Below are 12,619 nucleotides of genomic sequence, written 5' to 3'. Positions count from 1 at the left end.
CCGCTATCGCCGAGAAGATTGAATCATGCAAAAATCGGCGCGGTTTTGCGGGTGTAGCTCAATGGTAGAGCAGAAGCCTTCCAAGCTTACGACGAGGGTTCGATTCCCTTCACCCGCTCCATCGGGCCTCTAGCTCATGCCTGGTTAGAGCAGCGGGCTCATAACCCGTTGGTGCCGTGTTCGACTCACGGGAGGCCCACCAGCATCTGCCCAGCTAGGACGATCACCCAGGATCGGGCGTTCGTCGATGCCATGACAAGTGCCGCTGATTTCATGTACGCACGATATCCGAGACGACTTGATGGCAGACTCTGACGAAAGTACAACGCTTGCCGACTGGGTGATTGCAGTAATGTCAGATGGCGCGGAGAGAACGCTCACGCATCTACTTGCGGAGCTCGACACCTCAATTGGCAAGCTGCGGCGCGTCGTCCGATCGCTGGAGAGTGGCGGACTCGCCTACGTCGACCGGACAATCGGCCCGCAGCACGAAAAGGTCTACAAGCTATTGTCCGAGAAGGCGCTCGATGAACGGTCGAGATCGCAAGCTAATTGGTGGCCGAAAGCAGATCCAGTTGTGACCAATGCTTTTTTTGCGATGGTACGACTTACCGAGGATGACTCAATGGGTTAGGGAATCCACATTCCCCGGGCGATGCACCTGAGCGACCATCGACGCCTTTCGTAACGCCCGTTTGTGCTTAACACTCTTTGACATCAACTCGGCTACGGCGCCCCTTAGAATGCGCATGTGTCCTCCGGCACATGTCGAAAAGTCCTCGCCCGCCTCGTGCGGGCTTTTTTTCAGATGTGGAACAACAAAAAAGAAGGCCGCTAAAGCGGCCAAAGTACCTGAGAGGACGGTTGTTGCTCATACAACCAAACTCGATTGTCCGCATAACGGCGTGACACTCAGTGCGCTACCGAACCGAGCGCTCGCGGCCTGCTCTTGAAGCCGTCTCATCCGGACATTACCCTCCTAATCGACTTGAATAGCACCGCAGCTACCATGGCAGCGTGGTTTCGCCTGATGCCTCCTCCGCGGCACGTAATGCGGAGTCCACTCTCGAGACAAACGAACGATGACAAACCCGGACTGCCTCTCCCAAATCGAAGAGCGCGTTGAGAAACGCTGGCGCCACCTTACTGACGTCATCACGGAAACGGTAACCGAAGGGCTTAAATACCTCACCGTCGTGCACCTGGCTGGGATGGGCGGGGTGCTGAGCTTCATGGGGGCAACCAAAACAACGGGCCCCTTCCTAATCGGCGCATTCTTCTGCTTTTTCGTGGGCGCAGCATCTGTAGGCATTTGCTACTTCTACCGATATTTCCATTTCCTGAACCTCGTCAAGGGATGGATCACAGATACAGGCGAAATGTTCGCTGGCGGGTCGATGCACTGGCGAACCGTCCTCACCCGGGATAGGGCCCGAACCGATGTGAGGCGCGACTTCGGCGTGTATGCTGCGATCGTCTCTTACGCTTGCTTCCTTCTCGGTGGCGCATCCGGCTTCATTGGTGTCTATTTGTTCGTAGCGAAAGCCGCAGCGGCTTGACGAAGACGATTCTGTCTTGCCGCGACCTTCGCGCGCGCCCATCCTGCACCGGACCGATCGTTTGGCTAATGGTGGGTTCTTTGGTGGGTTGAGCCAGCCATTCACCTCAAATCCCTTGTCCTACAATCCTCTTTAGCGGACACCGCTGACGTGTGGTCAATCTGCATCTTGGCCAACGACCGCGAGCGCCGACCGCGCTGGAGCTTCGACCAGCCAGCATTCCGACCGCGTGCGCGGAGACGCTGGTGAACAGCGAGCAGCAGGCTCGCCAAACAATTGGCCGAACCGACGATCGCAATATCTTTCGTCGCCCGGACGGTGGCGATCTGATTCAAGAAGAACACATGGGCCCTATCGGGCACGTCGGCGATCATCAGCGCAAATTTTGGGTCGTGCGGTGGGCCAGGGAGCTCCAGATTGACAACGACGCCCCCCCCCTTTTTGAGCCTCGCCGTCGGGGAAACGGTCGATGATCTCGCGAAAAACTCCCTTGATAATCTCGCGCGGTGACAGCGTTACTTCGAGCCACGATTACTGGCCGCCGTACCTGCGCTCGTTATAGCGCAAGGGAAGCACACCGAAATAGCCTTGCTTATCGCTGAACGAATTGTCGAGGCTGCCCTCCGTAATGGCCGTGTCCCGCGAGACATCACGCATCATCGTCGCCTCGTCGCCATGGCCCCAAGTAGGCGAACACGAGACATCCCACAACACTGATCAAAACGAGTGCTGACGAACAGATTGCATGCTCACCGTAAACGCGCCGGCAGCTCCGCCACGTCGCTTGGTTGGATGGCGACACACGACCGACAACCGAACTCGAGGAAAAAATTACAGACGGTAAGCGTTGTGAAGCATTGCAAAATCGCGTAACCCGACTCTTGTATGTTTACTGAGGATCACGCAACATTTGTCCGCTTTCCATCGGGCTTGGCAATAAATGATCCCTGCCTTGCTGCCCACTCCACACGCTACAAAAATATGAAGAGACCAGATTCAATCGACATTCACTTGCCGGTTAGCGCACGCTACGTGTTGATGGAGGCTGCAAAATTAGGTATTGACCGAATCGATCAGGTTACTGAAAGATTGCGTGTCGAACATCCGAATGCGTTTCATTCGATTGATTCGCTTCCCGAACGCGGATTCGCGCACGAGCCGAAGACAGGCATTCCACATCGCTGGTACTTGCGCCGGACTGCCCCACAGGCAATCGTCCCACAACAGGCGTAGGTGTTTGATTTGGCGGCGGCCTGCATTGCGTCCAAAACCGACATCGGCCGCCGCGAGTTTGGCGGTGAGAATTCATGCGTCAGCGCTTCGATTCGGTCGTTGAGGGCGTCGAACTTGACGGCACGTGGGTCGGCAACGACCTATGCGTTCCGGTCGCCAGAGCAAAGTCTGGATATCCCCGGCGTCTATCTGCGCTGCGAACGGGTCGGTGGGCACGATGGTGCCGGCGTATTCATGTGAAGACTTCACGTGATACCGGGGCGATTGTCGAGATTTGTCCAAATCGTGTTGTTCAATTTGCCTACTTGCCGATGATTCTGAGCGCACCGCGAAGTAGACGCGAATGTGACTCGGCAACGAAAAAATATTCAGCTGCTGTAACCGACCGTGCGGATCGTACGAACTAACCTGCGTATCCACGGTGGATACCTTCCAGATCAATTATCGGAGAACACCATGTCGGCAAAACTCTCGCTCAATTCTGCACTGCTCATCGGTGCTGTCGCCAGCCTCGTCGCTTCGGTTGCACATGCCGGGCCGCTCACGAAAGCCGAGGGCGACGCCGCTGTCGCCGCCCACAAGGAGAAGTGTTTCGGTGTTGCGCTGAAGGGACAGAATGACTGCGCGGCAGGTCCCGGCACCACGTGCCAGGGCACGTCGACAGTTGACTTCCAGGGCAACTCGTGGAAGTTCGTTCAGGGCGGCACGTGCTCCAGCATCCAGGTGCCGGGCGGCGGTCATGGCTCCCTCACGCCGATGAAGTCGTAAAGCGCATCGACAAGATGAAATCGGGGGCGATCATGACTACTTTGTTAAGTATGACGAAATGTATGAACAGTGATCGCCTCCATTGCCCGCCGTCGCTCGTCGGCACCAGCTTCAAACCTCACCATCTCGCGGACATACTCGACGACGGACTTCTGGGCGGTTTCTTCGAGGTGCACGCGGAAAACTACATGGGTGACGGCGGGCCGCCGCATCGGGTGCTTGGCGTGCTGCGTGAAACCTATCCGGTTTCCGTGCACGGAGTATGTTTGTCAATCGGCGGACCGTCGCCGCTCGATCAGCATCACCTCGATCGCTTTCGCAACGTCGTCGCGCGCTACGAGCCCGTGCTCGTCTCCGAGCATCTTGCGTGGTCGTCGCACGGCGGCGCCTTCTATAACGACCTGCTGCCCCTGCCCTACACGAAATCGACGCTGGATCGGGTCTGCGCCCATGTTGACCAGGTTCAGACTGCGATTGCTCGCCCGTTATTGCTCGAAAATCCGTCGACCTACGTCCAGTTCGCGTCGTCGACGATGAGCGAAACCGAATTCATTGCGGCAGTCGTGCGGCGTACCGGCTGCGGCCTGCTACTCGACATCAACAATGCGTTCGTGTCGGCGATCAATCACGGTTGCTCGCCCGCTGACTATCTCGCGGATTTCCCACTTGAGCAGGTCGGTGAGATCCATCTGGCCGGACACAGCGAACAACGCGACGACGAGGACGAGCCGCTCCTCATCGATAGTCACGATCGTCCGGTCGCTGAACCCGTCTGGGCGTTGTACGCTGGCGTGATCGCCCGCACCGGGCCGGTGCCGACGCTCGTCGAATGGGATAGTCAGCTTCCCGACTGGGCTGTGCTGCGCGGGCAGGCGCTCGAAACCCGTCGAATCATGGCAGCTGCCGTCACATCGCCCAAGGAGATAGCCGGTCATGCGCTTTGATACCCCCCCTTCCGATTATGCGTGCGCGTTCGCGCCGGGTCTCACGAACCCGTCGATCGGCGCGCCGTACGGCGTGATCGCGTACGAGCACAAGCGCGTCGACCGCCGCTACGACGTCTACCGCAACAACGTGACGGTAAGCCTGATCGACGCGCTCGCATCGATTTATCCGTCCGTGCAACGCATTGTCGGCGTCGAGTTCTTCCGCGCGATGGCGCGCTTTCATGTGCGCGAAACTCTTCCCGTCTCCCCGCTGCTGTTCGAATACGGGCGCGACTTTCCGAACTTCATCGCCAGCTACGAATACGCGCGCATGATGCCGTGGCTTGCGGACACCGCCCGAATCGAGCGCGCATGGCTCGACGCGTATCACGCGGCTGATCTGCCCACGCTCACCGCCGATGCGTTCGCGGCAATCGCGCCGGATGCGCTGGCCGCGGTGCATCTCGTCCGGCATCCGGCCACCCGCATCGTACGCTCGCCGTATCCAGCCGCCTCGATCTTCGCGATGAACCGGGCCGACGGCCCTGTCACACCGCTGCGCTCCGGCGAACCCGAGGACGCACTCGTGACGCGCCCGGCGTACGACGTGATCGTCTCCCTGCTCCCGCCGGGCGGCGCTGCGTTCCTTATCAGCCTGACTGACGGCGCGTCGCTCGGCGACGCTGTTGCTCTCGCCCTTGAAGACAATCCCGCCTTCGATCTACCGGCCGCATTGCGCGGCATGATCGAAGCCGGCGTATTCACCGCTGTCCATTCCGGAGCCTGACCATCATGTCCGATTTACTCACTGCCCAACACGGGCCGCTGCATGCATTCGCATCGCTCGTCGGCCGCACTCGACTCGTCGTCCAGTGGCTCGCTCGCCCGTGGATCGCGCAACTCGCACTGCGGCTGGCGCTCGCGGTACCGTTCTGGAAATCGGGCATCCTCAAGTGGAATGGTTTCCTGCACCTCAACGACACCGCGATCGATCTGTTCACAAGCGAATTTCAGCTACATCTGCCCGGCGGCCCATACCCGTTCCCCGCACCGGCCATATTCGCCTTTCTGTCCGGCTGCGGGGAAGTGATGTTCCCGGTGCTTCTTGTGCTCGGCCTCGGCACCCGATTCGCAGCGGCCGGCCTGTTCGTGATGACCTGTGTCGTCGAACTGACGGTGCCGGACGGCTGGCCGATCCACCTGACGTGGGCCGCAATGGCTCTCGGTATCGCGGCCTGGGGCCCGGGCCGCCTCTCGATCGACTATCTGCTCGGCGATCGCTCGCCGCGCACCTAAGCCTGTGGCTTCCGATGCAGCGGAAGCGACCGGATTCCCGCGGCGGGGCAGCGCACCGCGCTGCCCCGGAACGCTGGCGGTCCTACACATTTTCATGATGAGAACCCGAGACCTGGTTATCCGGCTGGCAACTGATTTGGCGCCGGTTGAACCCGGTGCGATTTCGCAGCGGCTCTACCGTGCGCTGGTCGTCGGCTTTACCGGTAGCACCGCGCTCCTCGTCGTGTTGTATGGCATCCGCAGCGACATGCCGCAACTAATCCAAACGACGATGTTCTGGGCGCGGCTCGCGTTCCCGCTCGCCGTCGTGTTCTCAGCGACGAGACTCGCCGAGCGCTTTGGTCGCCCCGGCGCGCAACTGCGCCCCACCGGGCTCTTGACCGCGCTGCCTTTTGTAGTAATGCTGCTCGCCACAGGCGGCGTGCTGATCGTGACGCCGTCCGGCTACCGGCTGCAGTTGATGCTCGGAACGACATGGCGGACCACGGTCGCGGACGTCGTGCTGCTAGCACTGCCACCGCTTGCCGCCACATTGCATGCGATGAAGCAACTCGCGCCGACGCGTCTCGTGCTCGCCGGCGCGGGCGCCGGCCTCGTTGCCGGCGCGCAGGCACTCATCGTCTATTCACTCTACTGCTCCGAGATGGCGATACCATTCTGGGGTGTCTGGTACGTGCTTTCGCTCATGCTGACAGTGGCTCTCGGTGCAGCGCTTGCACCTGTGTTGCTGCGCTGGTGAGGGGACCGGGCTCGCTGCGCCTACCAACGCAGCAACACTGGTGCGACGAGTGCGCCGAACGCGGCCGGCAACGCCATCCCGAGCAGATACCAGACGCTCCAGAATGCCGGGCTCATTTCTGGGCAATGAAAGGAGTAGGCGATCGTCGCTATCGCGCTCGTGGCGAGTCCCGCCGCGGCGCCCGCAGAACGCAGCCGAGTCGGCGCCAATCCACGAATCGCGACAAACATCGCGACGAAACCGGGGACCGACAGAAAAACGATGTTAATCGGACACACGCGCCACGTTTGACCGAGTACGACCGCGAGCCGGTCGCCCGATCCGGCCATCGCGACCGCGTATAGACCCGAGATCCAGACCGTTGAGATGCCGACACCGATCACCAGCCGGCTCGCGCCGACGGTAGCCCCGGGACGTGCGAGTCGCGCGACCGCCATGATCGCGCCCGCCGCTACGCAAACTGGAAATGCTAGCTTCTCCCAAAAGACCGGCGTGCGCATCACGGCCGACAGATCGGGGCGCACACCAAACGCGATCGACATCAGCAGTACGGCGCCCACCGCAGCGACGGCAAGCGCGCCGCCCAGGCGCCTGGCCGGGATGCTGCGCTCGACAGGCGTGATGCCCGCCGCCAGCATGTCGATGAAATCGTCCGTTTTCATATCGCTCCTCGCACGCGCGCCGCGAGCGCCTTCAATCCCCTGTGAATGCTTACCTTCACGACGGATTCTGACGCACCGATCAGTTGCGCCGCCTCGGCAACCGACATCCCCTGCAGCTTTACATGCAGGATCGACAACCGCTGCTTGTCCGGCAGATGATAGAGCAGCCGGCCGATGTCGCGATGCGCGTCGGACGCATTGTCATCGGGCCCGGAAAAAATGTCCGCATGATCGTCAAGTGGATCGTGCAGCGCTTCGCGGCGGGCACGCATCCGGAAGAAATCCATCAGCTTGTAGCGCGCGATCGCATGCACCCACGCAGTCAGCGGCTCGTCCGCGCGATACGTATGACGTGCATTATGGACGGCAAGCAGAATCTCCTGCACGAGATCCTCGATGTCTGCGTCAAACTGCGGGATCCGCTTGCGAAGAAAACCGCGCAAATGACGGGTCAGGTCCGACAGGAATGAACGGTAGTCCGCCGCATTGCCGGCGAGGCCACTAACGAATAGCGCTTTCAGGCGGGATTCCACGGGATGCAAGATCGGGTCTCCGGATCTAGCGCACCCGGCTGTGTTGCCGTAGCTGCGGCACATTCCGAATTCCCAAGCCCACGCACGGCAACGCCGAAACGAGTGCGTCCGGCCTAGCCGCGAGTCCCCGATCGACTCCGTTCGGTCCGTCCATGATCACTACTCGCCCGTACCCAATTTGCATGCGGCAGTTCCTTGTTCGATTCGACTTTACTTCCGGGCCGATGCATCGGCCGAATTAGGGTATACCCCGGACATGACGAAACCGCGCAGCGCAACACTCTGGATATTCTCACGCCGGGTAACGGCCAACTGCAACTTTGGGCGCTGGGAGCACGTGCCCTACCTGTATGCCGCCATGTCTCAGGAAGCAATTTTAGATCAAGCGACCCAAAATATCGCAATGCAACGCTCATTGCAATGTGGGGAGGGTTGCGCGCTACCGAGAAGAAAGCGTACGACCACGGCCCGCGCCCGTAAATTCCACGAGTCCGCCAAGATCCATTGCTTCTGGGTCAATCGCCATGACTCAGGTCCGGTCCGTGGTGTCGCGTAGGACGTGCATCACAAGCGGGAGTTTCTACAATGGGATGCGCGGCGCAGTACCTGGCAAGGCAGGCAACACGGCGCCATCATAGCGCCCGCGATGATTCGGTCCGGAGAGCACGAAACGATCTCGACTCCAAACTCCGAGGGGGCGCAAGTTGTTCCTATGAAGGCTAAATGCATTAGAGTTGCGCCGCACGATTCACACGGCGACCAGCAACAGCGGACAGTCCAAAAATTTCGCCCAATGGCTGATGTTCTGCGTTGAAGGTATCGCCACAGAAGACGTCCGGCGCGAGCAACGCACCTGAACATGTGCAATCTCTTCGTCGCAGATATGGTGACCCTCCTCAACGCGCAATGGATGTCGCGCAAACTCGAGACCAGCCGATCGACATCGAAGTTTTGCGCGAACTCTGCGGTGTCGCCGCTAGCACATTAACCAGCTCGGTCAGTACTTTTGGATCTCCAGCAGCGGGGAGCACCTTTTGCTGCCGGCATCAACTTCTTTCTTGAGTCGACGGTTTCGATACATTCTCGCGAAAATTTCACCAATCCTAACCGCCCCTTAACACAATCGCTTCACGTGGCTAAATTTGCGCAGACGAATCGATCACGAGCTGTGCTAACGCTCGGGTAGCGATTCGTCTGTACCGGGACGGAAAGCGCGCCACATGATTTGGTGCGCCGTGTCATCTTGCACAACCCTCAGGAGAATTCCCAGTCAAGTTTGCTCGCGCGTACGGCATGGTATCAGAACCAGTCGCACCGAAACGAAAACCCGCGACAAGAGCAATGCCCCTACAGCTCCGCCTGCTTGACGATTCACATTCCCTCCCCAGAAGCTAGTGCTGTGACCATTGGCCGACTACCAAAGGCGTTTCAACGCGTTACCGGTGTGAAAGTCTCGTTCTTGGTCCACGCATGCAGTCGCTTACCACTACACCCTTCGACAGAAATGAAACGCTTAACGCAGACAATTTCAGTAAAAATATCTTTGTGAATCATTTTTCTGCTTCAAATTCGCGAAAAGCCCACATACAATTCCTATGACACACGAATTACCCGAGGGAGGATCCGTGCCAACACGCAATCACAGCATCAAGCCGCGCCGGCTCCTGGCCTGTCCGACTTCGGTGATGGCGCGTATGACCATTACCACGGTACGCAGCTCATCGCGCCGCTCCCATGTGGCACGGGGGCGACCGTTTGAATCATACTTGCGGGTCGCCGCACCGCGGCGCCAGCGACCCCGCCTGTGCAGCTTGTCAAAGGTGACCAACAGGTGCGCAAGTGATGGTCCGACAGGCGTCTTCTCGGGACCGAGATCCAACGATGTCACCGCTCTCGTCCGTCCCACGCTGCTCATCACGGGTGCCCTGACTGCATCAGACGCAACGGTCGAGCAAATCGGTATGCGCGTCGGCGAGCGCGCTGAGTCGGTATCACGGGCACTTCGGCAGCCCCGCCGTTCAGTCGACGCCCTGATCTCCGAGGTCACATCCTTGCATACCCATCTGGCGAATCAGTTCATGTCGCTGGCATGTGCGCGCCGTGTTCGCGCCGCCGCAATCGTCTATGAATACGGCAGCGAACAAGCCCTCTCGGTGATCCGCCGTGCGGGGTTCCACCTGTTTCCCTCAGTGGGGGGGCGCATCAACCAAGCGTTTGTTCTGGCCAAGTTGCAACAATCCGTCGCCGTCACTCTAGCGGCGAACCAGGCGAACGACGAAACGATATTGCAAGCCCACCGGGAGGCCAACAGCCTCCCCCCAGAAGAGACGATCAACGCGTCGTGCGCGATTAGAGGCGGATCTTCGGTAACCCTGCCGCGTCGACATGCATGCCCGCACGCGCACGTGAATTTCAGCCGATGGGTGCGTCATCGAAATGCCTGCGGCGTCCGTGCGGTTTTTTCCCACGGAACACGAGTCAGACATCGCATTGCCTCAGGCGTTATACATCGCATTCTGCTCGACGGTGACCTGGTCGCGCTGCGAAACGAAGCCGCGCCGGGAATGGAGACTGTGCTGCACTCGCTTGCCGTCGATGTCGACAACGACTGCAACAGCCGCGAAGCCGCGAAGCGCGTTGCGAAACGGCTCATCCGTGAAGTGCTCGGAGCCCGTTACGATGCGGCACCGACCGCCACTGAATTTCTGAAGGTCGAGCGGCTAGACGAATTGCTGATCGTCGGGCCGCTGCGCGTGCGCAGCGCCTGCTCGAATAATCTTTGCTCGATCATTGGCCAGATCTGGATCGGAGTGCTGCCAAGCGCTACGTCGATCCTGATCGACTTGTCGGAGTATGGAAGGCTGGTAAGCTCGGTCGTAACGCGCCCCCAAACTCAAGAGGAAGCGGTCAAACATATCGCCGGCCTTCTCGAATCGCGGATGTCTCCCGATGGGCTCGCCGTCGTGCTCGAAACCGGGCACTTTTGCATATACCGGCGTGGCACAAAGAACGAAGAGGCAAAAATGATCACCAGCGTGATAAGGGGAAAATTCCTTACGGACGACCCACTTCGCCGACGGTTTCTCACTTTCTTGTCCGGAACGAATTAATAAAGCGCTCGCCGGTGGTTTACCAATAATGAACCGGAACAGCAATTGGGCACGATACGCGTTCGCACATGACTTGGTAAGCAACAGCGGGAAGCTCAAAGCCATGCGGGGCGCCCGACGACTTGTTAGCACAATTCATTCGGACCACCCTCAAGACAAAATCAACCGACGAGGTTCGCTTTAGGCAAGCAACAACGCCAAGGCGCCCCATGCGAGAAGTTACGCGCCGCCTCTCCAAGTTGGCGACGCCCCGCGCGAGAATGATAGCTCCGCTCCGAGCTCGCGGCAGGCCATGCGCAAACGCGACACCCGGCACAAACTGTCAGAGTGCTCAGTGAAAGCACAACAGCGCCGCACATCCAATACAACACATTGGAGCCTTCCAACGCCCAGCCCGTGGGCGAAATCACGGTCGTCGCAACGCGAGACGCTGCCGATCTCGACGCATTCCAGCCGCTCCCCGCTTCGCAAACTACCCTTCTAGACAAAGGTCCGCATATTGAGTCATCTTCTTGCTTCATATTTCAATCATGCAGCGTACAATTCTAATTCAACAGTAAGTCGACTTCTGGGGAGCAACTATGGCATCTCGCAAGGATCGCGAGTCTCTTCACCGCTATCGGAGCGGTGAAGCTGCACGCCTCGCGCGCATGCCTGCAGCCACGTTGAGGATCTGGGAGAGGCGCTATGGCGTGGTTGCCCCCCCAAAACGCCGTCCGGCCAGCGCATGTACTCAGACGACGACGTACAGCGTATTCGTTTACTGAAAGGGCTCGTTAATCAAGGCCATGCGATCGGCTCGATTGCCAGCCTAAGCCGTGAGGAACTTGAGGCGTTGTCGCTGGCAAACAGCCAGAGCCCAGCATTTGGCGAAAACGTGGCGAGCCTCGCGGTCATCGGCTCATTGCCCATTTCGGAATCCGCCGTTGAGCGGATGGGAATCCAGATCGCCGCACGAATCGACTCGATCGACGACGCCAGCGATCACGCGAATACGACTGTGGACGCCCTCATTGCGACGACCACGTCGCTCCATGAAGATTTCGTTTCGCAGCTAGCAGTCGTGGCTCAAAAGTTCAATGCGCGCGCCGTGGCCGTCGTGTATGCGTTCGGCACCGCGGAGGCGATCGAGCTGGCGCGGCTGTCGGGTTTAGAGCTGTTCCGGTCGACGGAAGGTCAGACAAATCCCGCATTCATCATTTCGAAACTGGCGCAGGCCGTTATCAATGCACGCCAGTCACATGAGGTCGATCGAGGGCTTTGGCTGCGCACACGGCGACGCTTCGACGAAACGACGCTCGCGTCGCTCAGCGACCTGTCCACTACCGTCAAATGCGAGTGCCCGCGTCACCTCTCCGAATTGATCATGCAGCTCAGTGCGTTCGAGCGATATAGTGATGAATGCGTGTCGCGCTCGCCGGCCGATGCTCTGCTGCACCGCCACCTCGGCGACGCCGCAAACAGAGCAGCCGAGCTGCTCGAATCGGCGCTCGCCACCATCCTGCGCGAAGAGGGATTGGGCGGCGTTATAGCGCAGCAAGTGCCGCCAACCGTTTCGCTTACTCACGGCGAAATGTGACGTCGCGGCGCGGCAGACGCTCCGAGTACTTCGAGGGTCGTCCGCCGCCACTGGCAAGCCTGACGGGCCGCCAAGCGGCTGATCCCAGAGCACCCTGCTTCCAGCCCCAACGCTGTGCTTTCTGCGACCACCAAATCAAAACCGGCGGACGAGCCATTGCGGCATTCGCCGGCGACTGCCCGCTCGCGGCGTCAGCCTTGGACGCCGGCGCCAC

12 protein-coding genes, 2 tRNA genes and 1 pseudogene are annotated in these 12,619 nt (G+C 59.7%); 12 read left to right on the top strand and 3 right to left on the bottom strand.

The genetic code is table 11. From position 1 onward, the window contains the following. Positions 1–47 precede the first annotated feature (47 nt). The 4 genes from ACN22W_RS36840 to ACN22W_RS36825 all read left to right on the top strand — a co-directional run bounded on the left by ACN22W_RS36840 (position 48) and on the right by ACN22W_RS36825 (position 1,559). Positions 48–121 (top strand) — tRNA-Gly (locus ACN22W_RS36840). A 2-nt stretch (positions 122–123) separates the two neighbouring features. Then, positions 124–202: transfer RNA gene (locus ACN22W_RS36835), tRNA-Ile, on the top strand. A gap of 99 nt (positions 203–301) precedes the next feature. Further along, positions 302–634 (top strand): hypothetical protein, encoded by a 333-nt coding sequence (locus ACN22W_RS36830; RefSeq protein ID WP_419690017.1) that lies wholly within the window; start codon positions 302–304, stop codon positions 632–634. 448 nt (positions 635–1,082) lie between these two features. Next, entirely contained in the window at positions 1,083–1,559 is a 477-nt protein-coding gene (locus tag ACN22W_RS36825; RefSeq protein WP_419690016.1) for a hypothetical protein, read from the top strand. A 531-nt stretch (positions 1,560–2,090) separates the two neighbouring features. Here ACN22W_RS36825 and ACN22W_RS36820 read toward each other — a convergent pair. After that, positions 2,091–2,219, bottom strand: a complete 129-nt coding sequence (locus tag ACN22W_RS36820) for a hypothetical protein (RefSeq protein WP_419690015.1) — start codon at positions 2,217–2,219, stop codon at positions 2,091–2,093. A 225-nt stretch (positions 2,220–2,444) separates the two neighbouring features. On the opposite strand from ACN22W_RS36820, the gene ACN22W_RS36815 reads away from it, so the two are divergent. From ACN22W_RS36815 to ACN22W_RS36790, 6 genes are all read left to right on the top strand, one after another. Then, positions 2,445–2,792, top strand: coding sequence for a hypothetical protein (locus ACN22W_RS36815; RefSeq protein WP_419690014.1), 348 nt, complete (start codon positions 2,445–2,447; stop codon positions 2,790–2,792). Between the two features lie 456 nt (positions 2,793–3,248). After that, on the top strand, positions 3,249–3,560 hold the full coding sequence (locus tag ACN22W_RS36810; protein WP_419690013.1) for a DUF2282 domain-containing protein: 312 nt from the start codon (positions 3,249–3,251) through the stop codon (positions 3,558–3,560). Between the two features lie 62 nt (positions 3,561–3,622). Next, positions 3,623–4,504: a DUF692 domain-containing protein gene (locus ACN22W_RS36805; RefSeq protein ID WP_419690012.1), complete on the top strand. Its 882-nt coding sequence runs from the start codon at positions 3,623–3,625 to the stop codon at positions 4,502–4,504. Further along, positions 4,494–5,273 (top strand): putative DNA-binding domain-containing protein, encoded by a 780-nt coding sequence (locus tag ACN22W_RS36800; protein WP_419690011.1) that lies wholly within the window; start codon positions 4,494–4,496, stop codon positions 5,271–5,273. Before ACN22W_RS36805 ends, ACN22W_RS36800 begins: the two co-directional genes overlap by 11 nt. Positions 5,274–5,278: 5 nt before the next feature. Next, positions 5,279–5,782: a DoxX family protein gene (locus ACN22W_RS36795; protein WP_419690010.1), complete on the top strand. Its 504-nt coding sequence runs from the start codon at positions 5,279–5,281 to the stop codon at positions 5,780–5,782. 97 nt (positions 5,783–5,879) lie between these two features. Then, positions 5,880–6,521: a DUF1109 domain-containing protein gene (locus ACN22W_RS36790; RefSeq protein ID WP_419690738.1), complete on the top strand. Its 642-nt coding sequence runs from the start codon at positions 5,880–5,882 to the stop codon at positions 6,519–6,521. Between the two features lie 20 nt (positions 6,522–6,541). Here ACN22W_RS36790 and ACN22W_RS36785 read toward each other — a convergent pair whose 3' ends face one another. Together ACN22W_RS36785 and ACN22W_RS36780 are read right to left on the bottom strand one after the other, a co-directional pair. Further along, entirely contained in the window at positions 6,542–7,183 is a 642-nt protein-coding gene (locus ACN22W_RS36785; RefSeq protein WP_419690009.1) for a DUF1109 domain-containing protein, read from the bottom strand. After that, entirely contained in the window at positions 7,180–7,704 is a 525-nt protein-coding gene (locus tag ACN22W_RS36780) for a sigma-70 family RNA polymerase sigma factor (protein WP_419690737.1), read from the bottom strand. Before ACN22W_RS36780 ends, ACN22W_RS36785 begins: the two co-directional genes overlap by 4 nt. A gap of 2,063 nt (positions 7,705–9,767) precedes the next feature. On the opposite strand from ACN22W_RS36780, the gene ACN22W_RS36775 reads away from it, so the two are divergent. Both ACN22W_RS36775 and ACN22W_RS36770 read left to right on the top strand, forming a co-directional pair. Further along, a complete protein-coding gene (locus ACN22W_RS36775) occupies positions 9,768–10,826 on the top strand; it encodes a GTP cyclohydrolase I (protein ID WP_419690008.1) in 1,059 nt (352 codons plus the stop codon). 581 nt (positions 10,827–11,407) lie between these two features. Further along, a pseudogene (locus tag ACN22W_RS36770) lies at positions 11,408–12,405 on the top strand (MerR family transcriptional regulator). The last annotated feature ends 214 nt before the right edge of the window (positions 12,406–12,619 follow it).

This window comes from Burkholderia theae, assembly GCF_048565265.1.
Taxonomy (GTDB): domain Bacteria; phylum Pseudomonadota; class Gammaproteobacteria; order Burkholderiales; family Burkholderiaceae; genus Burkholderia; species Burkholderia theae.
The sequence above is the reverse complement of the archived record's forward strand: the minus strand, read 5'-3'. Positions and strand labels throughout refer to the sequence as shown.

What these genes read in the sequence shown, in the direction of transcription:
- ACN22W_RS36790 (WP_419690738.1), top strand. Translation starts at nt 5,880, where the DNA reads ATGAGAACCCGAGACCTGGTTATCCGGCTGGCAACTGATTTGGCGCCG.
- ACN22W_RS36795 (WP_419690010.1), top strand. Translation starts at nt 5,279, where the DNA reads ATGTCCGATTTACTCACTGCCCAACACGGGCCGCTGCATGCATTCGCA.
- ACN22W_RS36815 (WP_419690014.1), top strand. Translation starts at nt 2,445, where the DNA reads ATGTTTACTGAGGATCACGCAACATTTGTCCGCTTTCCATCGGGCTTG.
- ACN22W_RS36820 (WP_419690015.1), bottom strand. Translation starts at nt 2,219, where the DNA reads ATGATGCGTGATGTCTCGCGGGACACGGCCATTACGGAGGGCAGCCTC.
- ACN22W_RS36830 (WP_419690017.1), top strand. Translation starts at nt 302, where the DNA reads ATGGCAGACTCTGACGAAAGTACAACGCTTGCCGACTGGGTGATTGCA.
- ACN22W_RS36810 (WP_419690013.1), top strand. Translation starts at nt 3,249, where the DNA reads ATGTCGGCAAAACTCTCGCTCAATTCTGCACTGCTCATCGGTGCTGTC.
- ACN22W_RS36800 (WP_419690011.1), top strand. Translation starts at nt 4,494, where the DNA reads ATGCGCTTTGATACCCCCCCTTCCGATTATGCGTGCGCGTTCGCGCCG.
- ACN22W_RS36805 (WP_419690012.1), top strand. Translation starts at nt 3,623, where the DNA reads ATGAACAGTGATCGCCTCCATTGCCCGCCGTCGCTCGTCGGCACCAGC.
- ACN22W_RS36785 (WP_419690009.1), bottom strand. Translation starts at nt 7,183, where the DNA reads ATGAAAACGGACGATTTCATCGACATGCTGGCGGCGGGCATCACGCCT.
- ACN22W_RS36825 (WP_419690016.1), top strand. Translation starts at nt 1,083, where the DNA reads ATGACAAACCCGGACTGCCTCTCCCAAATCGAAGAGCGCGTTGAGAAA.